The sequence below is a fragment of the Draconibacterium halophilum genome, assembly GCF_010448835.1.
Lineage (GTDB): Bacteria > Bacteroidota > Bacteroidia > Bacteroidales > Prolixibacteraceae > Draconibacterium > Draconibacterium halophilum.
The window spans coordinates 1,705,614-1,730,655 of sequence record NZ_CP048409.1 but is presented as its reverse complement, the minus strand read 5'-3'; the positions used below and the strand labels follow the sequence as shown (position 1 = coordinate 1,730,655).

The 25,042-nt window shown below is 39.6% G+C and carries 20 protein-coding genes and 1 pseudogene; 13 read left to right on the top strand and 8 right to left on the bottom strand.

Features of this window, described 5'->3' with window-relative positions; genetic code table 11:
- Positions 1-22: 22 nt before the first annotated feature.
- A pseudogene (locus tag G0Q07_RS06945) lies at positions 23-646 on the bottom strand (TonB-dependent receptor plug domain-containing protein); the annotation flags it as partial.
- A 461-nt stretch (positions 647-1,107) separates the two neighbouring features.
- Between G0Q07_RS06945 and G0Q07_RS06940 the strand changes: the two are divergent.
- Together G0Q07_RS06940 and G0Q07_RS06935 are read left to right on the top strand one after the other, a co-directional pair.
- Positions 1,108-1,986 carry a hypothetical protein gene (locus G0Q07_RS06940; protein WP_163345397.1) on the top strand — a complete coding sequence of 293 codons (879 nt, stop codon included), beginning with the start codon at positions 1,108-1,110 and terminating at the stop codon, positions 1,984-1,986.
- Positions 1,962-4,286 carry a GH92 family glycosyl hydrolase gene (locus G0Q07_RS06935; protein WP_262887996.1) on the top strand — a complete coding sequence of 775 codons (2,325 nt, stop codon included), beginning with the start codon at positions 1,962-1,964 and terminating at the stop codon, positions 4,284-4,286. The genes G0Q07_RS06940 and G0Q07_RS06935 overlap by 25 nt, the downstream gene beginning before the upstream one ends.
- A gap of 117 nt (positions 4,287-4,403) precedes the next feature.
- On the opposite strand, the gene G0Q07_RS06930 is transcribed toward G0Q07_RS06935, so the two are convergent.
- The 3 genes from G0Q07_RS06930 to kduI form a co-directional block, all read right to left on the bottom strand.
- Complete coding sequence (locus G0Q07_RS06930) at positions 4,404-5,669, bottom strand: DUF4861 domain-containing protein (protein WP_163345395.1); 1,266 nt, start codon at positions 5,667-5,669, stop codon at positions 4,404-4,406.
- Between the two features lie 98 nt (positions 5,670-5,767).
- On the bottom strand, positions 5,768-6,565 hold the full coding sequence (locus G0Q07_RS06925; protein ID WP_163345394.1) for a gluconate 5-dehydrogenase: 798 nt from the start codon (positions 6,563-6,565) through the stop codon (positions 5,768-5,770).
- Positions 6,566-6,598: 33 nt separating this feature from the next.
- Entirely contained in the window at positions 6,599-7,441 is an 843-nt protein-coding gene (kduI, locus tag G0Q07_RS06920) for a 5-dehydro-4-deoxy-D-glucuronate isomerase (RefSeq protein ID WP_163345393.1), read from the bottom strand.
- A 124-nt stretch (positions 7,442-7,565) separates the two neighbouring features.
- Between kduI and G0Q07_RS06915 the strand changes: the two genes are divergently transcribed.
- From G0Q07_RS06915 to G0Q07_RS06880, 8 genes are all read left to right on the top strand, one after another.
- A complete protein-coding gene (locus G0Q07_RS06915) occupies positions 7,566-8,588 on the top strand; it encodes a LacI family DNA-binding transcriptional regulator (RefSeq protein WP_163345392.1) in 1,023 nt (340 codons plus the stop codon).
- Between the two features lie 208 nt (positions 8,589-8,796).
- Positions 8,797-9,984, top strand: a complete 1,188-nt coding sequence (locus G0Q07_RS06910) for a T9SS type A sorting domain-containing protein (protein WP_163345391.1) — start codon at positions 8,797-8,799, stop codon at positions 9,982-9,984.
- Positions 9,985-10,207: 223 nt separating this feature from the next.
- The gene (locus tag G0Q07_RS06905) at positions 10,208-12,556 is read left to right on the top strand and encodes a TonB-dependent receptor (protein WP_203532691.1); all 2,349 of its coding nucleotides are present in this window, start codon (positions 10,208-10,210) and stop codon (positions 12,554-12,556) included.
- 5 nt (positions 12,557-12,561) lie between these two features.
- Complete coding sequence (locus G0Q07_RS06900; RefSeq protein ID WP_163345390.1) at positions 12,562-13,479, top strand: DUF4249 domain-containing protein; 918 nt, start codon at positions 12,562-12,564, stop codon at positions 13,477-13,479.
- A gap of 135 nt (positions 13,480-13,614) precedes the next feature.
- Positions 13,615-14,604 (top strand): YbbR-like domain-containing protein, encoded by a 990-nt coding sequence (locus G0Q07_RS06895; protein ID WP_163345389.1) that lies wholly within the window; start codon positions 13,615-13,617, stop codon positions 14,602-14,604.
- 5 nt (positions 14,605-14,609) lie between these two features.
- Positions 14,610-15,209 carry a dephospho-CoA kinase gene (gene coaE / locus G0Q07_RS06890; RefSeq protein ID WP_163345388.1) on the top strand — a complete coding sequence of 200 codons (600 nt, stop codon included), beginning with the start codon at positions 14,610-14,612 and terminating at the stop codon, positions 15,207-15,209.
- Positions 15,193-15,927 (top strand): TerB family tellurite resistance protein, encoded by a 735-nt coding sequence (locus G0Q07_RS06885; protein ID WP_163345387.1) that lies wholly within the window; start codon positions 15,193-15,195, stop codon positions 15,925-15,927. Before coaE ends, G0Q07_RS06885 begins: the two co-directional genes overlap by 17 nt.
- Positions 15,928-16,067: 140 nt before the next feature.
- Positions 16,068-16,706, top strand: a complete 639-nt coding sequence (locus G0Q07_RS06880; RefSeq protein ID WP_163345386.1) for an MOSC domain-containing protein — start codon at positions 16,068-16,070, stop codon at positions 16,704-16,706.
- Between the two features lie 217 nt (positions 16,707-16,923).
- On the opposite strand, the gene argS is transcribed toward G0Q07_RS06880, so the two are convergent.
- The gene (argS, locus tag G0Q07_RS06875; RefSeq protein ID WP_163345385.1) at positions 16,924-18,714 is read right to left on the bottom strand and encodes an arginine--tRNA ligase; all 1,791 of its coding nucleotides are present in this window, start codon (positions 18,712-18,714) and stop codon (positions 16,924-16,926) included.
- A 106-nt stretch (positions 18,715-18,820) separates the two neighbouring features.
- A complete protein-coding gene (locus G0Q07_RS06870; RefSeq protein WP_163345384.1) occupies positions 18,821-20,116 on the bottom strand; it encodes an OmpA family protein in 1,296 nt (431 codons plus the stop codon).
- Between the two features lie 157 nt (positions 20,117-20,273).
- Between G0Q07_RS06870 and G0Q07_RS06865 the strand changes: the two genes are divergently transcribed.
- Entirely contained in the window at positions 20,274-20,813 is a 540-nt protein-coding gene (locus tag G0Q07_RS06865; RefSeq protein WP_163345383.1) for a 3'-5' exonuclease, read from the top strand.
- On the opposite strand, the gene G0Q07_RS06860 is transcribed toward G0Q07_RS06865, so the two are convergent.
- Both G0Q07_RS06860 and G0Q07_RS06855 read right to left on the bottom strand, forming a co-directional pair.
- Positions 20,810-21,232, bottom strand: coding sequence for a DUF5606 family protein (locus tag G0Q07_RS06860; protein WP_163345382.1), 423 nt, complete (start codon positions 21,230-21,232; stop codon positions 20,810-20,812). The two genes, G0Q07_RS06865 and G0Q07_RS06860, sit on opposite strands and share 4 nt — an antisense overlap.
- Positions 21,233-21,378: 146 nt before the next feature.
- Complete coding sequence (locus G0Q07_RS06855; protein ID WP_163345381.1) at positions 21,379-23,475, bottom strand: TonB-dependent receptor plug domain-containing protein; 2,097 nt, start codon at positions 23,473-23,475, stop codon at positions 21,379-21,381.
- 308 nt (positions 23,476-23,783) lie between these two features.
- Here G0Q07_RS06855 and G0Q07_RS06850 point away from each other — a divergent pair, with 308 nt between their 5' ends.
- Together G0Q07_RS06850 and G0Q07_RS06845 are read left to right on the top strand one after the other, a co-directional pair.
- Positions 23,784-24,293 (top strand): RNA polymerase sigma factor, encoded by a 510-nt coding sequence (locus G0Q07_RS06850; protein WP_163345380.1) that lies wholly within the window; start codon positions 23,784-23,786, stop codon positions 24,291-24,293.
- A gap of 174 nt (positions 24,294-24,467) precedes the next feature.
- Positions 24,468-25,016 carry a DJ-1 family glyoxalase III gene (locus G0Q07_RS06845; protein WP_163345379.1) on the top strand — a complete coding sequence of 183 codons (549 nt, stop codon included), beginning with the start codon at positions 24,468-24,470 and terminating at the stop codon, positions 25,014-25,016.
- The last annotated feature ends 26 nt before the right edge of the window (positions 25,017-25,042 follow it).

The window sequence follows — 25,042 nt, the reverse complement described above, 5'->3', positions numbered from 1 at the left end:
CACGACCTCTTTTGGTGGTAATAATAATTACCCCATTTGCACCTCTTGTACCATAAATAGCAGCAGAAGAAGCATCTTTCAATACTGAAATACTTTCGATATCACCCGGAGGGATATTGTTTCCAGGTCCTGCAGGTACACCATCAATAATGTACAATGGATTCGGATCGTTAATGGTTCCAACTCCGCGAATACGAATGGTTCCCTCAGCACCCGGACGGTTAGCAGTAGTTACTGTAACTCCGGCTACTTGCCCTTGCAAACGGTTAGCAACACTAACTTCCGATGTAGCTTCGAGGCTTTCAGCAGATACGGTTGAAACAGCTCCGGTTAGTTCTTCTTTCATGCGGGTTCCATAACCCACAACAACCACCTCGTCAACACCGATCACATCGGCTTTCATCACTACATTAATTGTTGATTGCCCTGCAATCTCAACTTGTTGTGTTAACATCCCGATGTAAGAAAAAGTTAATTTCTCTGCACCTTCAGGTAACGTTAAGGTGTAATTACCTTCAATGTCGGTAATTGTTCCCTGAGTGGTTCCCTGAACCACAATCGACACACCAGGTATCCCTACGCCTTCTTCATCGGTAACAGTACCGGTAACAGCTGATTGCGCATAAGAACCTAGAGAAAATGCCATGAATACAGACATCATAAGCAAGGTTAAAAAACCTCTTAAAGGATTTTTTTCCATAGATTTTAAGTTTTGGTATTAATAAATAGAAATTTGAATAAAAAATTATTCTGGATTGAACTGTAGCGAACCTACAATTCCTTATAAGGATCAGTGTGGTTTATCCATAAGTTTAATTAATTAGTTAGTTAGTAAAATAGAATCTTCGTTAGTTTTAGTTCTGAATCAAAAATACAGGTTAAATATCTTTGATTCGAATGCTAAAGTATATTTTTCATTTCAACATTGGAAAAGTACACGATGTGTTAAAAAACATAATTGTTATTTTTACATTAAGAAAATGAATCGCAACACCCGCTAGTACAATTAATAAGCTCATTTACCAGTGAAATTAATGTCTTCTTTTAAGGAGTGTTTTATTCAGAAAATCCTTTTATTATTGTATTGCTATTCAAAATTACCAAAAAATGAAAAAAGTTTTCTATTGGCTACTAGCTGTTGTTATTACACTTGCTGCGGTTATTTATCAACGAAAAACAGGCCCCACCTACGATAAAAAATTGTTGGTAGAAGTTAATAACACCAATTACGAAGTAAAATTGGTACGCAGTATAGAAATAGACAGCAATACTGAGGTAAAACTGGCTATTGACGACAACAATATTGAAGCCAGATTTTTCTATAAAAAGTTCCTGTCCGATGATCCATACCAATCGGTTGACTTTGTTTACAAAAAACAGCCTGTTGATTCGTACCTGATGAATAAGGTTTTTAACCTTACCGAAGAAAAAGGATGGTTTGCAACGGTACCCGAACAGCCGGCCGCAGGAAAAATTCAATACTATTTCGAGATTACCGACTCAAACGGAACAAAAACATATATGGATAAAACACCGGTTGTAATACGTTTTAAAGGAGCCGTTCCTTCATCGATTTTAGCACCGCATATCTTTTTCATGTTCTTTGCTATGCTGTTGGGTAACCTGGCCGGAATTATGGCTATTTTCAGGCATCAACGGTATAAATTTTATACTACTGTTACTTTAGTTGCTTTATTCATTGGAGGTATGATTCTGGGGCCAATAGTTCAACTACATGCTTTTGGCGAAGCCTGGGCAGGAGTACCATTTGCCTGGGATTTAACCGATAATAAGACATTAGTGGCATTTATTTTCTGGATATTGGCTTTTGTAATGAACCGGAAGAAGGAACGCCCGGTATTTACGATAGTAGCTTCAATAGTAATGTTGATTGTTTATTCTATTCCTCACAGTATGTACGGCTCACAACTTGATCCTGAAACCGGTGAAATCATACAGGGATGGATACAACTGCTTTCAATTTAAACGAAAAATTGCCATCAGAATTTTTCGAAAATTATAATTTTGGCCTTACTAAAACAAAACTAACTAAAATGAAGAACTGTTATCTGCTTCTACTTGTACTCTTATTTTCCTGCTCACAAAAGACTGAAAAAAATTACCTCAGCTATGTCGATCCGCTTATTGGAACAGGACCTGCCTCAACAATTGCCGCGCAACAACACCCCGGCGATCATGTAAGTAACGGACAAACAATTCCGGCGGTTACAGCTCCTTTCGGAATGACACAATGGACGCCACAAATTTACGACAACGAGCAAAAATGTATTGCACCTTTTTATACCGGTCAAACAATGATACAAGGTTTTAGGGCAAGCCACTGGCTAAGCGGATCGTGCACGCAGGACTATGGTTCTTTTACTATTTTCCCAACACAATTGGGTACCAATTTTAGCTTTCAGCCGGTGCAACGTCAAACAATGACGTTAATGAAAACGGAAAATTTGTCTCCGGCCTACGCCTCATTTCTTTTCCCGGCAAAAACCATAATGACAGAAATGACAAGCACTAAACGTTGTGGCTTTTTTCGTTTTTCATGGTTAGACGAGAAAAACCCAACCATTATGTTTGATATAAACAGTGACGAAGGAAAAGGATATATCAAAATCGACCTGGAAAAACAGGAAGTTTATGGATATAATCCTGCTTACCGAATTTACAGCGGACAGGACAAACCAGCAGGCATTTCAGGATATTTTGTTGCCAAATTCGACCAGGAGATTGTAAAATACGGCACCTGGGGCGATTTTGAATACGAACATGGTACTACCGAGCGTAAAGATCAAAAACAGATTGGAGCTTATGTAACCTTTAACCTGGATGGAGATACGCCGGTAAAACTAAAAGTTGGGACCTCGTTTACAAGCATTGATAATGCACGTAAAAATCTGGAGACAGAAATTGCCGACTGGGATTTTGAAGCAACAAAACAAAAAATGGAAGACACCTGGAACGATTATCTGGGACGCATTGATGTGGAATCGGAAAACGAAGAGGAACTCACCAAGTTTTACACGGCCATCTATCATGCATTATTTCACCCTCGTTTAATGAGCGATGTAAATGGCGATTACCCGGCTTTTTCAAAACAATACGAAACCCAAAACAACAGTGACTTTGATTATTACGGTGACTTCTCAAACTGGGATATCTTTCGGGCGCAAATGCCATTACTGAGCCTTATAGCCCCAAAAGAGTATAACAACATGGTAAAATCGCTTGTTGCAAAAGCCGAAGACGGTGGCTGGCTGCCTATTTTTCCCATGTGGAACAATTACACCTCGGCAATGATTGGCGACCACAGCACCGCAATACTTTGCGATGCCGCCATGAAAGGCTTTGATTTTGATTTGGAAAAGGCTTACCAATATATGCGGAAAAATGCCTATGAAACGCCGGATGAAGAAGCCTATAAAGATGGAAAAGGGAGACGTGCTTTAACATCTTATATCGAGTTTGGATTTGTTCCCTTAGACGATGTGGTAGCCGATGCCTTTCATACCAACGAGCAGGTTTCCAGGACAATGGAATATGCCTATAACGATTGGTGCGTGGCACAGATAGCTCAAAAATTAGGAAAAAATGACGACTACAATGATCTGCTTGCACGATCGTACAACTACTCAAATGTATACGATGAAACCCAGGGTTGGGTAAACGGCAAATTTGCCGATGGCAGTTTTTTCGAAGACTTTAATCCAAATGCAAAGCACTACTTTATAACCGAAGGTACACCCAAACATTATACATGGTTTGTTCCGCACGATGTTGAAGGTTTAATCGGATTAATGGGTGGCGAAAATACGTTTAGTGAAAAACTGAACAAACTGATTGACGACGAACTGTACTGGCACGGCAACGAGCCAAGTCATCATATTCCTTTCCTGTTTAATTTTAGCAACGATTGGGACAAAACACAAAAAACGGTGAAATACATTCTTAGAACCGAATATGGATTAGGCAGAGGTGGACTTTCGGGCAACGACGATGCCGGCCAACTTTCGGCGTGGTACGTTTTTGGCGCAATGGGATTTTATCCGATGTGTCCGGGAAGTAACGAATACCAGTTATCGTCTCCAATATTTGAACAGGTTACACTTAACCTGGATGAAAACTATTATCCGGGGGGCAAATTTGTATTAGAAGCTGACGGAGCGACGTCTTCATCGGTTTTCTCCTTGGTTAAGTTAAACCGAAAAGAAAGTGCTACGAAAATAAATCACACTGATTTGCAAAAAGGGGGAACACTAAAGTTTTTGAAATAAATATTTTTCAGCCGGAACCAAATCATATTGTCATTTCGACGAAGGATGAGGAGAAATCTCACCAAAGAAACAGATTTCGCAGTAGTTCCCTTCGTCGAAATGACAAAATAATCCACTCTACATCTTCTGAACAGGTGACGAAAGTTTTTCGGCCTCTTCAGTAATGTATTTCCGAAACCCATCTTCGGTTTTCCATTGGTCTTTATCCAATCCCCAAACCGAGAAGAAATAGTGCTTGGCAGGAGTTGCGTCTTTACACTCTTGTGCGATGAAATAGGTTTCGGAAATAATATTACTGAAGCCTTTTTCTTTCACGGTAACAAAGCCTTTCTGAAACCAGTTGATATCGCTCGTACGGCCAATTGTACCGGTTTCCGATTTGGGAACGATTACTGCCATCCCCAGTTCGTCGTTATTTAACGACTGCACATCGTGTGTGCCAATGCAGGTAAAGTCAGCTGCTTCAAAACGGAATGGTTCGTTTTTTAATTGCGAAGTAACAATGCCTGTTACAATCTGATCATCTTCAGAACATCCATAAACGGTAACATCCGATTCAAACCAGTATTTCCCGGGATAAATGGTAATGCGCTCCACGGCTTCCATTTCTTCGCCGTTAACATTCCACCCCGAATATTTAAGGTCGAAAACTGAGCGAATAGGTCCTTCAACAATTTTTTGGTATTCATACACATCGGTCGATCCCAACCGAATCAACGAATCATTTCTCAGCAAAGCAATTCCTCCCGAACCCAGCGAGCTGCCACAGTGTAGTACATCCATTCCCCATTCGGCCAGTTCGTGGTAATTACCAAATCCGGGCGTATGAACATCGTCGGCTACCATTACCGGTTTTCTCTTGCCAAACAGGTCTTTTACATTTCGGCAATCAAAATAAACCCTGAAGGCAATTTTGTCATTTTCCCAGGTCACCCCTTCACCCTGAGCAATAATTTTAAATGGTTCACTCACCGGAACAGCTTTATAATTATCCACCTCTTTGTACGATCCGTCTTCCTGAATTATTCCTAAACGGAGGTTGGTTCGTTTATTGATATTGGGATAATCGCTTTGGACAGCTAACTCAATTGTTGCTTTAATGGTTTCATCGGCTTGCATATCAGTTAGCAACACTACTTCATCCCAATTTCCATCGCCATCCAAATCGTCAACCTGGCTTGCAATCGTTTTATCACCGTTCTTAAAAACCGGTAGTTTGCCTTCTTCCAAAGCAATTTTGTTTGCAATTTCCTCGCGGGAAAATACGATTACCTCATCGGTTCGTGTTTCGGCCAGTGGATTTTTTAGCGTAATTGCAGGTTGCTGCGTACACGAGGCAAACAGCATCAGTAATAAAATACCAAATGGCATAATAGTCTTCATTTTTGGATTAGATTTAGGTGTATAAAATAAGAGTGTCTCAGAAACAAGCCGCCACTTGGTTTATCCTGTTTCTAACACACTCTTAGTAAGAATAACTATTAAATATCGTTTTCGCCTTTTACGTATCCGAAGTTGGCTAAAATACCACCATCAACATAAAGTACCTGGCCGTTTACAAAATCGGCAGCTTTTGATGACAGGAATAAAGCAGCATTTCCAATATCTTCGGGTTCGCCCCAACGGTTGGCCGGTGTGCGTGTCATCACCAAATCGTTAAATGGATGGCCCCCTTCGCGAATTGGAGCTGTTTGTGCTGTAGCAATATAACCAGGGCCAATTCCGTTAATCTGCACATTATACTTTGCCCACTCGCAGCACATATTTGCCGTTAACAGTTTCAAGCCTCCTTTTGCCGAAGCATAAGCCGAAACAGAATTGCGTCCGTAAACACTCATCATCGAGCACATATTTATGATTTTTCCTGAACGATTTTCGATCATTTTAGGTGCAACTCGTTTGGCAACAATAAGCGGGGCAACCAAGTCAATATCAATAACCTGTTTATAATCGGCAATCGGCATATCCAAAATAGGAATACGTTTAATAATTCCGGCGTTATTTACCAGAATATCAATATCGCCAAGTTCCTTTTCTATTTGCGAAATTCCTTTATCAACGGCTTCTTCGTTGGTAACATCAAATTTTAGCGTATACACATCAATGCCAGCTTCGGCATACTCTGCTTTGCATTCCTGTAGTTTCTCCTCAGAAATATCGTTAACACAGATTTTTGCACCAGCTTGCCCTAGTGTTTTCCCAATGGCCATTCCAATACCATGGGTTCCACCGGTTATTAACGCAACTTTTCCGCTAAGGCTGAATAATTCTTGTATCATTTCAATAATATTTTGTTGATTGATTTTTTTGTCTTATCTCAGTTCCTGCGGTTGAATAATGTCCATATCGGTGTAGTCGAGATTTTCGCCTGCCATTCCCCAGATAAAGATATAGTTTGATGTTCCGGCAGCGGAGTGAATCGACCATTCAGGCGAAATTACGGCCTGTTCGTTTTTCATCCAAATATGACGTGTTTCCTGTGGTTCACCCATAAAGTGACAAACTGCCTGTTCGTCGGGAACTTCAAAATAGAAATACACCTCATTTCGGCGCGAGTGCTGGTGTGCCGGCATGGTATTCCAAACACTTCCCGGCTTCAACTCTGTCATTCCCATTTGTAACTGACAAGTATCAACAACGGTATTAATCATTAACTGGTTAATATTTCTTTCGTTCGATGTCTCGAGGCTTCCCAGATGCAACACGTTGGCATCGGCCAAACTTACTTGCTTCGTTGGATATTCTTTGTGTGCCGGTGCCGAGTTAAAATAAAAATGAGCAGGTTTGGCTGCATCGTCCGATTTAAACGTAACCTCTTTACTGCCGCGCCCGATGTATAAAGCATCTTTATACGACATTTTATAATCCGTTCCATCCACTGTAATAGTTCCCGAACCGCCAACATTCATTACTCCAACTTCGCGACGTTCGCAAAAATATTCTGCTTTTAAAGGGTCAATCGCTTCCAGCGGAAGTTCGTCGCCTGCAGGAACTGCACCGCCAACAATGTAACGCTCTATCGATGAATAAACCATGCGCACATTACCTTCTTCCATAAGGTTTTCCACTAAAAACTCTTTTCTTATTTTTTCGGTATCGTAATTCTTAAAATCCTCAGGATGATAAGCAAATCTTCTTTCGTAAATTGTTGCCATACTATTTTATTTTTTAATTCTTAATCGATTTATTGATGCAAATGTAAGAAGAAACAAACAGAAATGCAATCGATTGCATTGATTAAAAAATATTGTTAACTTTGTCGTTAAATAAAATACCAAAGTGCAAAAATCTGAGATTACAATTCACGATATAGCCAAAAAGCTAAATATATCAGCCTCTACTGTTTCACGTGCATTAAAAGATAATCCTTTAATTAGTGAAGCAACCCGGAAGAAGATAAAAAAGACGGCAAAAGAAATGGGTTACCGCCCAAATGTAATGGCTGCTAATTTACGCACCCGACGTACCAATACCATTGGCGTAATTGTTCCGTTAATAAATCGGCACTTTTTTTCATCTGTAATTTCCGGTATCGAAGATGTTGCTTACAGGCAAGGATTTGCAGTTACAATTTCACAATCGAACGATAATCTTAAAAAAGAATGCAACATTGCGCACACTTTATATTCTAACCGTGTTGATGGATTAATAGTGTCGATTGGAATGGAAACTCAGTCGTACGATCACCTGAAACTATTTTCGGAAAGAAATATACCGCTTGTCTTTTTTGATCGGATTGTTGATGAAATACCGGCACATAAAATTGTTGTCGACGATTTTTGTGGTGCATACCGGGCCACTCAGCACCTTATTGAACAAGGGAGGAAACAAGTTGCCCACATTGGAGGACCGCTCAACCTGCAAATCTATGCCAAACGAGAAGCCGGTTACCGTAAAGCAATTAGCGATGCCGGGCTGGAGATAAACGAAAATCATATTCTACACAACAGTCTTACCCGGGCAGACGGACTTAATGCCATAAAAAAAATACTTGCCGGAAAACAACGCCCTGACGCTATTTTTTGTGCCAACGACACAACAGCCTTAAGTACCATTATTCATTTAAATGAAACCGGAATAAAAGTGCCTGAAGAAATTGCTATTGTGGGATTTAGCAACGAACCCTTCAGCGAATTGGTAACACCATCAATTACAACAGTAAAACAGCCCGGTTTTGAAATGGGCCAAAAAGCAGCCGAGCTTTTGATTAAACAAATAAATGGTAAAGTGAAACCCAAAACTTTCGAAACAATAATGATGAATACAGAACTGATTATTCGAAATTCATCACAATCAAAATAGAAGAATCAGACCCCATAAAATATAATTTCTTAGCAAGCCCTCGGCAATTACGCTACCACAAGTGCAAAACGCGCATTAGTACCGCAATAACACTTATTCCTTCTAGGCAAAACAATCCCCATAAACCAATACTCCCAACCCTCAATTTCAGCTTCTTGCATTAATGCATACCCCCATATATGTCTAAATTGTACGTAAACAAACTCAATTGAAATTACGGGGCAAAATATTGAAATCAGGTTCCCTCTTCGTTTTGTTATTATTCATTCTTTTTAATGGTAAGGGAGCACCGAAACTTACTACATTCGAAAATGGTTGGAGTGTTCCACCTGTGGCACAAAACGATACATTTATTCATGTTGCCAGATACGACTTGACAGTAACCGGAAATGTACTGGTAAATGACTATGATCCGAATGGAGATAAAATAGAGATCTTATTTGCAGCTTCGCCGAGAGAGGCATTTTTGTTAATGGATAAAGATGGCAACTTTAGTTTGCAGCTACCTTCAAATTCTATAGATACCATAAGTTTTCAGTATTACATTAAAGAACTTACCGAAAATGAGTACAAAGCTTTGGGAAATGTATTTATTAAAATAACAGAAAACGAAGACCTGGACGAGGTGCCAAACTTTGCTGATCGCGATAACGACAACGACGGTCTTCCTGACAATTTGGATGGAATGGGGCTGGACACGGATAACGATGGTGTTCCAAACAATTTCGACATTGATAGTGATAACGATGGAATTACCGATAACATTGAATGGCAAAATGAACACAACTACATTGCTCCTTTAAACATTGATGCCAACAAAAATGGATGGGACGATGCTTATGATCTGGAAATGGGAGGAACTTGCTACACCCCGGTGGACACCGACGGAGATGGAATACCTGATATGTTAGACACCGATTCGGATGCAGATGGAAGAAGTGATTTGGTTGAGGCATTCAACCTAAATACAGATGGCAAGGCTGGTATTCAACTCCTGTTTTCTGACTATGATAACGATGGGCTCGATGATGCTTTTGACCAAATGATTAAAGGCTATAACTGGCAAAACTCAACGGCCAGTAATTGTTCACCAACCGATTCAAACCACAACGGCATTCGCGACTGGCGCGATATAACCAGCCATTTTTCTTCCCAATCGGCCTATATTTTTCCCAATCCTGCTTCTGAATCGTTTCAGTTTTTCCAGCCCAATTTAAAATATAACCAGCAATTATGCATACAAATTCAGAATTTAAATGGTCAGCTAAAAAAGGTATATAAAACCACCTATAGTAATGAACGTATTCCTGTTCAGGACCTCATCAATGGCTATTATATTGTAACTGTTACTTCCAACGGGCTTATGCACTCGCAGCAGATTTTAATCCAGCATTAATAAAAAAAACTCCCATCATTGTAACCCTTCTCATTTTTTACTGTCAGTACTTGTAGAAAACGGCAAAAATATGGAATCGTATCGCTTGTCGACTAAAAACGTAAATTGGTCGAATTTAAGAAAACAGATTTAAGCGATGTACTATTTTTGTTGGAGCTAGAAAACAATGTGGATGCAAAGCCAAGCATCCGGAACAGAAAACAAACAGAAATAAAGCCAAAAAATGATGAAAACAATGATGTTACTCCTTCTCCTTTTTATTGGAGTTGCAGTACAAGCGCAAAACATTACTTTAAGTGGTTACCTCAGAGACGCCTCGAACGGAGAAGCGCTGATTGGTGCTACGGTTTATGTTGAAGAACTGAAACAAGGCACCGCATCAAACGCCTACGGATTTTACTCGCTTACAATTCCCGAAGGAAGCTACACGCTTCAGATTTCGTTTATTGGGTACCAAACCATTAAACAAAAAATTGATGCCCGTGAAAGTCTTAATATTTCGCTTTCGTTAGAAGAAAATACCGAAGTAATGGAAGAGATCGTAGTAAACGGCGAAGCTGCCAATGCCAATGTTGAACGTATTGAAATGGGAATGGAAAAACTTCCGGTTAAAACCATTCAAAAACTTCCGGCATTTATGGGCGAAGTGGATATTATCCGCACCATTCAGCTGTTACCCGGAATTCAAAGTGGCGGCGAAGCTAGTTCGGGCCTATACGTTCGTGGTGGTGGCCCCGACGAAAACCTGATGATTTTAGATGAAGCACCGGTTTACAATGCCTCGCACCTTATGGGTTTCTTTTCGGTATTTAACTCAAATGCCATTAAAGACATTCAGGTGTACAAAAGTGGTATTCCGGCCCAATACGGAGGAAAAGCATCGTCGGTAATCGATATCCGACAAAAGGATGGCAACTCCAAACAGTTTGGGTTCGATGGCGGAATAGGAAACCTATCCAGCCGCTTGACATTGGAAGGACCGATCATCAAAGACAAATGGAGCTTCCTGCTTGCCGGACGCCGGACTTATTACGATATTTTGGGTAAAGCAGCCGGTTTGGAAGAACTGGAAGAAAACACCATGTATTTCTACGATTTGAATGGGAAATCGAACCTTGTTATCAACAACAATAACCGCATTTATCTTTCGGGTTATATGGGCGAAGATGTTTTTGAGCTGGGCGAATCAATGTATATGCATTGGGGAAATGCCACTGCTACCGCCCGCTGGAATCACATTTTTGGCGATAAGATTTTTATGAATATTTCGGCCATCTTTTCCAACTACGATTACAATCTTGGCGTTCCCGGAGAAAATGCCGATAATTTCAACTGGTCATCGAGAATAAAAGACTACAATGGGAAAGCAGATTTTACCTGGTTTGCGAATCCACAAAACACGGTAAAGTTTGGGGTGAATACGATCAAACATCAATTCCGTCCGGGCAAGATCACCACTAACGGAGACAATTCAATGTTTTCCAATATGGAACTGGCCCACTACAATGCAATGGAAAGCTCGGTTTATCTTTCGAACGAACAGAAGATATCTGATCGTTTTTCGGTGCAGTACGGCTTACGTTTAAGCCATTTTCAACAAGTTGGTAAAGGCGAAGTAAATATATATCTGGATCCGGAAAACCCCGATAAAAATGAGATTATAGAAACGATTAGCTACGGAAAGAAGGATAAAATTGGGGATGCATTTGTGAACCTGGAGCCGCGTTTAAGTATGAAATACACGCTCGACCGAAACAGTTCGGTAAAAGGATCATACAACCGGATGGTACAGAACCTGCACCTCATTTCCAACACGCAATCTCCTACTCCGCTCGACATCTGGCTACCATCGAGTACATACATAAAGCCACTTAAAGTTGACCAGGTATCGCTTGGTTATTTCCGAAACTTTAAGCAAAACACATGGGAAACATCGGTTGAGATTTATTATAAAGACATGCAAAATGTGCTGGATTACATTGAAGGAGCCGAACTATTTCTGAACGATGCCATTGAAACCGAGCTGCTGCACGGTTCGGGCGAATCGAAAGGATTGGAAGCGTTGGTGAAAAAATCGAAAGGAAAATTTACCGGCTGGGTGGGTTATACCTGGTCGAAAACTGAACGCGAAATTCCTGGCATAAACAATGGAAATCCTTACCCATCGTCGTACGATCGCACACACGATCTTTCGCTGGTGGCGAGTTACCAATTAAATGACCGATGGAATTTTGCAACAAATTTTGTTTATGCAACCGGTAATCCAACATCGTACCCCGTTGCGAAATACAATGTTCAGGGAAATCAGGTTTATGAATATTCGGCCCGAAACAGTAACCGAATTCCGGATTACAACCGTTTAGACCTGTCGTTCACCTACGATTTTAAAAAGAATGAGAACCGACGTTTTAAACAATCGATAAATGTTTCGGTGTACAATGTTTACGGGCGACGAAATGCCTATTCAATTACTCCAGGCGAAAACGAAGATAATCCTAATCAAACAGAATTTGTCCGTTTGTCAATTATCGGAGCTCCAATCCCATCAATCACTTACAACGTTAAATTTTAGAAGTCATGAAAACAGCACAAATAATAAAAGGAATTATCATTCTGCTATTTGCTATCGTTGCACTCACCTCCTGCGAAGATGTGGTTGATGTTGAGCTGAACGAAGAAGATATTGACCTGATAGCCGTTGAAGCGTACATCAATACAAAAGCAGAAAACAATGTTTACGTAAAACTAGAACGTTCGCTAGCAGTAAATCAAACGGCACAAAACCCGGTGATCAACAATGCCGTGGTTCAATTAAGCGATAATGCCGATTCGCCAAATACAGTAACACTCGAAGAACAGGGGTCTACAGGAATTTATTTACTTCCTTCAGGAACCAGTTATCCGGGAGTTCCGGGCCGCACTTATACCTTAACAATAACAACTCCGGATGGTACAATTATTACCGGAGAGGAGTATTTACAGCAAGTTGAAACACTCGATACGGTTAAAGTAAATCTTAGCGACCGTGGCGATTATGAGTACCTGGGTATTTTCATTAATTCGCAGGAAACACCCGGTTTGGGACATTATTATAAATGGGATATTTATATAAACGGTGAGTTTTTAAACGACGGTGAAGACCTGGCTTATGCCAGCGACGAACTGGTAGACGGCAATTATATTTACGACATGCTTATACTCCTTGACTGGGAAGACGAAGAGGAGGACAAAAAACTTCATCCGGGAGATACAATTGTAGTTGAACAGCTATCAATTTCGGAAGCAGCTTACGATTTTTATTGGAGCCTGAGCGACCAAACCTGGGCAGGAAGCCCTTTTAGTGTACCACCGGCAAATGTGCCGAGTAACTTACACTCTAACGATGGAAGGCGTATATTAGGACTGTTCTCTGCCCGCGATATTTCAGTTGGAAATACAATTGTTATTGATGACTCGAATTACACACCTTTAACTTCCAGTATCCCGGGAAATTAAACTGAATTGCATTTTTGAACTTGTAATACACTTTCCAATTTAAAAAAAACGAAGCTTGTTAGAGGAATTTTGCAAGCTTCGTTTTTGATGTCGGTATTAATTGCTATTTTTCGTTAATTTTACTGTTTTATAGGAATGAACAAGAACATTGAAAAAATAGCAAGCTATTTAAAACTTGAGCAACTTAAAAACGACAAGCGGGTTGTCGTTTTTTTTATATGCCTATTCATTGCCACAGTCCTGTGGTTTTTAAATGCTTTGGAAAAAGATTATTCCACAACCATTTCCTATCCGGTTCGGTATGTAAGTCCACCCAACCGCCAGTTCTTAACCAACAAACCTCCCGAAAAACTCGATTTAAAAGTTGATGCTCATGGATTTACACTTTTGCGCCATAAACTAAATTTTTCCTATTCGCCTATTATTTTAAACCTAACAAATATTACCCGAAATCTGGAGTCGAACAATGGTACCTACATGGTAGCAACCAATACTTTAAACCGTCGTATTTCGAGCCAGATAAGTAGCGAAATAAGCCTTCAACAGGTAAATCCTGATATCATACGAATTGTGCTCGATAGCTTAAAAACCAAAACGGTTCCGGTAAAAGCAAATATTTCAATTAATTTTAAACCGCAGTTCAATCTGAAAAATTCGGTACAGGTAAAACCTGCGGAAGTTAAAATTACCGGCCCGGCATCAGTGGTTGACACAGTTCGTTTTCTTTTAACTGAAAAACGTACCTTCAAAGAAGTGGATAAAGCGATAAACCGCAAGATAAAACTGCGACATTCCGAAACCACCACAATTGTTCCGGCAGAGGTACTTTTGCAAATTGAAGTTGAAAAATATACGGAAAAACAAGTTCGCCTTCCTATACAGGTTATCAATAAACCTGCCGATGTGAAGATCAAACTTTTCCCTTCGGAACTTACTTTGAATTGCCTCGTAGGACTGAGTCAATTCGATAATATTTCGGATGCTGATTTTCGGGCTATCGTTGATTATGCTTCTATTCGTGACAGCGAAAGCCGATTAACGGTGAAAATAACAGAGAAACCTTCTTTTGTTAAGATCACACGCTTTACTCCCGAATCGGTGGAATACCTCATTGAAACTTATTAAGACATATGACTTTAAAGGTTGGGATTACAGGAGGAATTGGAAGTGGGAAATCGGTAATTTGCCAAGTTTTCAAGCTACTGGGAGCTCCTGTTTTTGAGGCTGATACATGGGCTAAAAAATTGGTTAATTCGCATCCGAAAATAAAAAACGGACTTATTGACTGCTATGGTCCCGACATTTATTCACCAAACGGCACAATTGACCGAAAAAAACTGGCTGGCATCATTTTTACAGATAGCACAGAGATGCAGAAAGTAAACGGTTTAATCCATCCCGTAGTAAGGCAAGAATTTATGACCTGGGCAGATCAGCGAGACAGTCCCTATGTTATTCATGAAGCGGCTATTCTTTTTGAAAGTGGATTCTATAAAATGATGGACTACACCATTGTGGTAACTGCACCTGAAAATATGAGAATTGATCGTGTTGTTCAGCGAGATGGTTCAACTTTTGAAGCCGTAAAAGAACGAATAAACAAACAATGGAACGATGAGCAAAAACTCAAACTCGCTTCACTGGAAATAAAAAACGATAACAAAACATTACTCATTCCTCAGATAATAGAAATTGATAAACAACTAAAAGAACATGGCAAAATTTGGTAAATGGATAGGCGGAGGCCTTGGCTGGGCATTTGGCGGCCCGCTGGGAGCAATTTTAGGATTTACAATAGGTTCGATGATTGATGGTGGACAAGAAGCCGTAAAACGTGGAACAAGAACAGGCTACTCGGGCAGAACAACTACCGGCGGGTATGTAATGAGCCTTTTGGTATTGGTTGCCGCAGTAATGAAAGCCGATGGGAAAGTGCTAAAATCAGAGCTCGATTATGTAAAGAAATTTATGGTGCATAATTTTGGTGAAGACTCGGCACAGGAAGCTGTAAAAATGTTGCGCGACCTGTTGAATCAAACCATCCCGGTAAATGAAGTTTGCCAACAGATAAAGTCAAATATGAACTATTCGGCTCGCCTCCAGCTGGTTCATTTTCTGTTTGGTATTGCACAAGCCGATGGTGAAGTTGATGTGGAAGAGCAAAAGCTGATTTCGCATATTTGCAATCAAATGGGCATCGGGAATAACGATTTTGAATCTATCCAGGCAATGTTTGTTCCAAACACCGATAGCGACTACAAGATCCTGGAAATTGAACGCTCGGCCAACGAAGAAGAATTGAAAAAAGCTTACCGCCGTATGGCAATGAAATACCATCCTGATAAAGTAAGCAACCTGGGAGAAGAGGTTCAGAATGCTGCAAAAGAAAAATTCCAAAAAGTTAACCAAGCCTACGAGAATATTAAAAAAGAACGGAAAATCGCTTGATCAGTTGACAGTCTCAGTTAGCAGTTCATTTGGTCATCTTTAAGCCTGCCTGCCGTTAGGCAAGGAAGAATGATTCAAGGATCTGTTTCTTTGCATTTAACTTGAAATAGATTTCTCACGTTGTTCGAAATGACAAAACAATGAAAATCATCTCAACAAATATTGCCAAACCAAAAACTATTGAGTGGAATGGTAGAGAAGTAACAACTGGCTTATACAAATACGCTGTCGGGAAAGGTATAAGCCTTGGAAAAGAGGATGTACAACACGACCATGTGATGGACAGAAAACATCATGGAGGAATTGATAAAGCTTGCTATTTGTATGCCGCTGACCATTACAATTATTGGAAAAAACTTTACCCAAACTTAGAAATGCCCTGGGGAATGTTTGGCGAAAACCTTACAGTAGAAGGCCTGAACGAAAAGGAAATAAATATTGGCGACACGTACAAAATTGGAGAAGCCTTGATACAGGTTACCCAACCACGCCAACCTTGTTTTAAACTTCAATTCAGATTTGATAACAACAATATTGTGCGCCAATTTATTGATTCCGGCTTTTCAGGAGTTTATGTCAGGATATTGAAAAACGGCCATGTAAAACCTGGAGACGTCATTCAACTGATTGATAAAAAACAGGCCCTATCCATACACGAAGTATATACGCTGCTTTATGCTGATGAGTTTGATCCAAAAGTTAAAAACGCAGTAAACGATTCTCTAATTGCTGAAAGCTGTAAACACGTTTTAATAAAGCGTTGGGGGGATTTTTTGTAACCCCCTAATCTCCAAAACCTTTCAATTAGAACGTTTATAAATAGTAACTTCTCTCAAAATTTAAAGGTTACCTTTCATGTTTTTTCAGAATATATAAGTGGACAAGGAAGGAAGTGCAAACCTCTTTCAACCATTAAATCAGAAGTGCAACATCCAATTGCAAAGACATTAAGGAGGCTTTGAAGATGGCCTCCTTTTTTATTTCCTTATTTTGATTCTACATTCTTTCCGGCATTTCAACCCCCAGCAAGGCCATGCCGTTCTGCACCACTTGCCCCACCGCCGATGCCAGCACCAAACGGAAGTTTTTAATATCATCGTTGCCTTCTCCAAGTATTGAATGATCGTGATAAAACTGGTTAAATTCTTTTACCAGTTCGTAACAGTAGTTAGCAATAACCGCCGGACTGTAATTGTCGCCAGCTTCTTCCACCGCCGCAGGAAACAACGAAATACGTTTCAACAAATCTTTTTCCTTTGACGAAAGAGATTCAACTGTAACATTTTCATCGATGGTAATATTCTGATCGGCAGCCTTGCGCAAAACTGATTTTATACGTGCATAAGTGTACTGAATGAATGGCCCGGTATTTCCATTAAAATCAATCGATTCTTCAGGATTGAACATCATGTTTTTACGTGGGTCTACTTTTAAAATAAAGTATTTCAATGCACCAAGGGCAATCATTTTAAAGGTATCTTCAGCATTTTCACCTGTCAGAGAATTGAGCTTGCCCAACTCTGCCGACATTTCGCGAGCCACCTCAACCATGTTTTCTACCAAATCATCGGCATCGACAACAGTTCCTTCACGCGATTTCATTTTACCCGATGGTAGCTCAACCATTCCATACGAAAAGTGGTACAAATCTTTTCCCCAGTTAAATCCTAGTTTGTCTAACAAAATTGCCAGAACCTGAAAATGGTAGATTTGTTCGTTACCCACCACATATACCATTTTATCGATCGAATAATCGTTAAAACGCATTTTGGCCGTACCAATGTCCTGGGTCATGTACACCGAGGTACCATCGCTACGTAAAAGTATTTTTTTATCGAGACCATCTGCGGTAAGATCAGCCCATACCGAATTATCTTCACGCTTGGTAAAAGTTCCTTCTTCCAGGCCTCTCAATACTTCTTCTTTTCCTACAAGATAGGTGTCCGATTCGTAGTAAATTTTGTCAAACCCAACTCCAAGTGTTTTATAAGTAACATCAAAACCTACGTACACCCAGTTGTTCATCATTTTCCACAATGCAACTGTCTCTTCATCTTTTGCTTCCCACTTTCTTAATAATTCGCGGGCAGCAACAATTGAAGGAGCCTGGTTTTCAGCTTCTTCTTTTGGAATGCCTTTTTCAACCAGTTCAGCAATTTCAGCTTTATAATGTTTGTCAAATTCAACGTAGTATTTTCCAACCAGGTGGTCGCCTTTCATTCCCGAGCTTTCAGGAGTTTCGCCATGGCCCCATTGTTGCCAGGCATACATCGATTTACAAATATGTATACCGCGATCGTTAACAATGTTGGTCATTACCACCTTTTTACCATTGGCTTTTAATATTTCAGAAATAGAAAATCCCAACAGGTTATTTCTGATATGGCCAAGATGAAGTGGCTTGTTCGTGTTTGGCGATGAATATTCAACCATAACCAACTCGCTATTATCGGTTACCGGCTTTAATCCAAAATCCGAATTATCGTAACTACTTTTCAGCACTTCAAGCCAATAATTTTGGTTAATCTCTAAATTCAAAAAACCTTTTATAACATTGAAGTTTTCTACCGTTTCAACAGTATTAACAAGATACTTTCCAATATCTTCGGCCGTTTGCTCTGGTGCTTTTTTTGAGTATCGTAAAAAAGGAAACACCACAACGGTGATATCGCCATCGAAATCTTTTCGGGTATTCTGAACCTGTACCTGCTCTTCAGGTAAATCTGCTCCGTATAAAGACTTTATTGCTTCTACGGTTGCTTTCTGAATTAAACTTTCAATACTCATAATAAAGCTGATATTTTTTGAGATCGCAAATATAATATATTACAGCCATAAACGAGAAAAGCCCTGCCAAATGACAGAGCTTTTCACATATCTTTTAGTTAAATTTTTATTTCCTTGCTTTAGCAACTTCAAACTCAACCCTACGGTTTTTCTGTCTGTTGCTACTTGAAGTATTCGGAACCAGTGGTTTTTCCTCACCATAATTATTCGATCCTACATAAGCATTGTTCACACCATTCATAAGTAAGTATTTTACAACTGCTTGTGCACGTCTTTCAGAAAGACCCATATTATATCTATCGGTACCGATATTATCGGTGTGCCCACCAACAACAATTTCGTATTCTTTAGAAGCATCCAAAGTTTGAACCAGTCTATCCAATTCTGCTTTTGCTTCAGGTCTCAGCTCTGATTTATCAAAATCGAAGTTGATGTTTGAAAGATCCAGCTCTACCCAGTCAGGACATCCGTTATTTGATGCAGGACCTGCTTCCGTTGGACAATCATCTTCACAATCAATTACACCATCGCCGTCTGAATCAAGTGGACAACCGTCAGCGTCAACAGGACATCCTTTTGGTGTGTCAGGACACTTGTCTTTTGGATCTGGTACTCCGTCTTCGTCAGTATCAGGACAGCCATTAAATTTTGCCAATCCAGGAGTATCAGGGCATTCGTCGTCTTTGTCAGCAATTCCGTCACCGTCTCTGTCCGGACAACCAGCTAAAGCAGCTGTTCCAGGCTCATTTGGACAGTCGTCTTTATAATCAGGAACGCCGTCACCGTCAGTGTCGATAGGACAACCTTTTTCATCTACTTGTACTCCAGGAGGCGTACCAGGACATTCGTCTTTTCTATCCTTTACACCATCACCATCTTCGTCTTTTGGTTTACCCAAAGCAAATTCAAGTACACTGGTAACCATAAAATGTTCGTCTGTCCAACCCATTTCCGGTTCGCCTGCATGCCATCCCTCAATGCTATTAACATATGAAGCAGAAAGAAACAGAGAGGTTTTATCACTCACAGGGAATTTTACTCCGGCACCATAGTCAAAGGTGATATCACTTTCATCGTTATCCCACATATATCCAGGACCACCAAAAAGGTAAGGCTGAATAGCCATATCATCGTTATACAGTTTTAAGCGCAGGTTTAACAATGATGCAAAAACATCAATCCCAGGATCGGAGAAAGACATTCTGTTATCGAGCATTAAATCGAACCTTGGGCTCAGATAGCGGCTAACATAAAAATTACCGAGTATACCTGTATGGTCTATTTCAATGTTATAGTCAATACCAGGTCCTACACCAATGGCCCATTTATTATCGGAATTTTGTGCAATGGAAGCTCCAAAGGATAAAACCAATGCAAATAAGAAAAGAGTAAATTTTTTCATAGTTTTGAAATTATTTTTGTTGTTTGTTGAATTCTAAGGGCAATTTAGAAATTAATTTCCACGTATCAAAAAAAGTGACATGTCTTAATTTCATGCTTAAGAATATTTTTTACAAATTTAAAGATTTAAGTTCAAATAATTCAAGATATTAAACATTTTGTTTTCAATAATCGATATAGAAACAACCGGACAGAGTTATAAAAACGGTAAAATCACCGAAATTGCAATCTACCAGCACAATGGACAAGAGGTTACCGATTCCTATTCTACCCTTATCAATCCGGAAATGGACATCCCTTTTTTCATTACCGAACTAACCGGGATAAATAATGAGATGGTAAGAACGGCTCCAAAATTTTACCAGGTGGCAAAAACAATTATTGAGATGACCGTGGGGCGCACTTTTGTTGCCCACAATGCAAGTTTCGACTATAAGTTCATAAAAGAAGAGTATGCACGTTTAGGTTACGATTATCATCGGAAGACAATGTGTACTGTAAAGTTGTCGCGCAAATTGCTTCCGGGACATAAATCGTACTCGTTGGGCAAATTATGCGCTGAATTGGGGGTTGAAATTAATGGCCGGCACCGCGCTGCCGGCGATGCACTGGCCACTGCAAAACTTTTTGATATTCTTGTAGAGCAAAACGATTCGCCCAGAAATCCTAAAGCTGTTAACAATTACAAATTGTTTTAATCTGCCTGCTCTTCTGTAGTTTCGTCCTCTTCCGTTTCTGAGAAATCAAGCATATCTTTTTCCTGCAAAGCATTGTACCATACCAATACTTTTTTGATATCGGAAACATAAACGCGATCTTGATCGTAATCTGGCAATACCTTTTCAAAATAGGCTTTCAACTCATTTCCTGAAGATTTAGGAGAAATTGATGCTCCTCCCTCTTCTGCGTCAGAAATGGCTTTAAAAACATCTTTTAATGGCACATCGTCATCGTAAGTGTAAATGGCTATATCTTCCAATGCCGATACTTTCGCGGTTGAATAAACCGGCATACGTTTTTTTGTATCCAACGATTCAACAATAATGCTGTTTTTACTTTCGGCAACCATTTTGAAAAGTCCCGAATGTCCTGAAATTGCTAATATCCCTTTTAACATGATTATCTAATTTTCGGCGAAGATACAATTTTTGTAGATTCCTAAAAGTAAGAGATAGATAGTTAAAGCCGGGAGTTTTACTATTGGTTTAAACTCCCGGCTCAAAATATTAATTTTTAAGAACTTAAATCAAGCGTTAAATCAACTTAATTAAATCCAATTTTATAGATTACACCTGTTTTAAACCATCGGCCCGGCTGGATAACATTACCAATATCGTTGTATTGTTTATCGAAAATATTGTTTATCGAAGTGAATATGGTGAACTTATTGCGTTGGTAATTCAGCTTTCCATCGAATATCCAAAACGGATTGTAGGCAACTTCTCCTACTGGCATTTTATCTTCAAACTGGGTGTAAGTTCCTTCCCGATTCTGAAAAACAAAACGCAAATCGAGTTGCAAACCTTTAACCAATTGCTCGCTCACCGAACCAACCAGTTTGTGTTTTAGGTTATCCAGGGCATAATTTGATACAAAATCAGCATTCCCTTTTTCAACATTATTATATAAGTAACTGATTTGTACATTGGGATATTGGGTTCCATACTGATTGCGGAATAGCAAATGCGCCTGAATTTCCGTTCCCAAATTATTTATTTCGGTAAGGTTTTGTGGTTGCCAAACCTCTGATGTCGGTTCTTCTTTCACCCAATCAATAATATCTTTTCCGCGACGGTAAAAGACTACGGCGTGCCCACGAACCAATCCTGAATTTAATTTCAAACCACCTTCAAAAGTGGCCGATTTTTCAGGTTTCAAATCGGGGTTACCAATATTCGACGGACCATCATAATACAAGTCGGTAAAAGTTGGCATACGCAATGATGTATTATAACTGGAGTATAATTTAACAGCATCCGACACATTATAACTTACATCAATTCCCGGAAAAACATTTAATCCTAAATCGCTTCCTGAAATATAATTCGCCATCAATCCGGCAGTGAAAGTCCAGTTTTGAATGTATAAGGCGTGCTCCAAAAATCCCGAAACAATGTTGCGGTCATCGGATTTTGTAAATTGTGCATCTTCTCCCGGAACGTCTTTGGGTTCGTCCATATCCAACCCAAGGGTGTTACTATAAATTTGCTCGCGGCGGAATTCTACACCAAAAGCAGTTTTTCCACCGGCCCATTTTACCCACGAGTTCAGGTTTGCACCATAAACATTGGTGAGGTGATAATTGTGTCCGGTATACCATCCCGGTAAAGTATCGTTCTGCCAAACGTTGTAACCATCTTTCGTTGGTTGATACTTATCGGTTCGGTACAATTCAAATCGATCCTGATGGCGCCTGTAATAAACCACCGGCGTGAGGTGCAATGCTCCGTTTCCTTCCCATTTTAGCGAAGTGAAAAATGTATTTGTGGCTTCATACTGGTTTGGATACTTTGGTGTGTAAAAACTGTTGGCTCCAAATCCTTTTTCCGAAATGCCCAGCTGAAACTTCAAAACACCCTTTTCGGTATTCAATTGATTGGAATAAAATCCGTTCAGTTCATCAAAATCGGTGTTATTGGTGTAACCGTCCGATCGTTTTCCGTTAAAAGCAAGCATGTGCTGCATTTTGCCGGTTGAAAACGAACCGGATAAATTTCCATCGAAATAACCAAAGCTACCACCCGAAACTGCTGCTGAAATCTCAGAATTTGCCGACTGACGTGTTACAATATTAACAGCACCCGAAAAAGCATTGGGTCCGTAAACACGTGCAGCCGGTCCTTCGAGAATCTCGATTCGCTCGATTTGGGCTAAACTTACCGGAAGATTTAAATTGTGATGGCCGGTTTGCGGGTCGGTGATGTTGATGCCGTTCAACAGGATTAAGGTTTGGTCGAAAGTACCACCGCGAACACTCACATCCGCCTGTACTCCTTCAGTTCCCCGTTGCCGCACATCAATTGCTGCAATATACTCTAACAGGTCCTGAACACTCTGAGCCGGTGCCGCCTCAATTTCTTTTCTCTCAATCACGGAAATTATCCGTGCCACCTGCGAATACAGTGCAGGTGTTCGTTGCGCACTCACCTCGATCTCATCGAGGTCGTACTCCATTTTAACTTCAGAAGTATCTTGAACAGTAGCCATTGTAATTATCGGAGTAGATAGAAAATACACCACCGATAATACGGAAATAACTATTTGTTTCCTGACAGTTAGAAAAGAAGAATAGTTCTTCCTTCCCCACTCTCTGAAAGTTAAAACAGATTGCGCATCATGATTAAAATTTAAATTTTTCATTATGTATCTGTTTGAATTTTATTAGGCAAGACGCTTTAGTATTTATTGATTATCGACTCATCTTGCCACAAATTCGAACGACAAATATACACTTTGCACTGTTATTTCAACTTCCACGACCAAACGTATTTGCGATGAAAACACAGACTTAACAGAGCATTTCGTAACCTTTAACTTACCAATGCGTTAGCCACAATAGAGAATCTTTATCCTGTATAGATAGAATCAACTGACTTATATCAGGTTTTATTTGCAAATAGAGACAACTTTGACTTAAATTTGTTTAGACAAATTAAAAATAAAACGCCATGACTCAGATTCAATTTAACAACGCATTACTCGGTTTGAGTGAAAAATTGCATTATTACGCACTAAGTTTAACTGCCGACTCGGAAAGAGCAGATGACCTTCTGCAAGAGACTTTCCTGAAAGCACTAACTTATCGTGATAAGTTTACGCAAAACACGAATTTCAAGGCGTGGATTTACACCATTATGAAGAATACCTTCATTAATGATTACCGTAGAAATGTAAAAACAAAGAACACCTTTGATGGTTCAAACAACGATTTCCATCTAATGTTCTCGAAAGACAAAGTTTATCCTGCGCCGGATTCGTTCTACAGTTCAAAAGAAATAAACAAGAGCATTAATGCTTTAGAAGACGAATATCGTATTCCTTTCCGCATGTTTTTAGAAGGATACAAATACAAAGAAATTGCAGAGAAACTGGGATTACCTTTAGGTACAGTTAAAAGCCGTATATTTTTTACACGTAAAAAATTGGAAAAGGCTTTACATGAATATTCAGAAAATTAATAATAGATAAAACGTGTATTGGTTTTTAAAAGGTCTTCAAAATTGAAGACCTTTTTTTATTTTTATAAAATATAAATACCCTATTCGCTCACCTCTTTTAGGAAAAATGTCAGTGTAAGACATGAAGGGCAAAGGATGACAAAGCGGTAATATTGTAATTTAAAATAGATTATCATGAAAAAAATAGCAGTTCATTTAGCCGATGGATTTGAAGAAATTGAAGCCATAAGTATTATTGATGTACTTAGACGTGCCGAATTTGATGTGGATGTTGTATCGATGAACAAATCGATGGAAGTTAACGGGGCCCACGATATTACGGTAAAAGCCGATACAATGTTTGAAGACCTTGATTACACCAACATTGATATGATCGTACTTCCGGGAGGCGTATCCGGAGCCCGAAATTTGCAGGCACACGAAGGTTTACAAAAACAAATACTTGATTTCCATGCAAGCGACAAACCACTGGGTGCCATTTGTGCTGCACCACTTGTTTTCGGGAATCTGGGCTTATTGGAAGGTAAAACTGCTACTTGTTATCCTGGTTTTGAATCGGAACTAAAAGGTGCCGAAATTTCAGAAAATACTGTTGTGCAAAGTGGTACAATTGTTACCGGAAAAGGTGCCGGAGTAGCAATTCATTTTGCCCTAAAAATTGTAGAAATGTTTAAAGGGAAAGAAGTTGCTGATGATCTCGGTAAAAAAATGATTGTAGTATAGACACATTACCTCATAAAAAAAGCCGC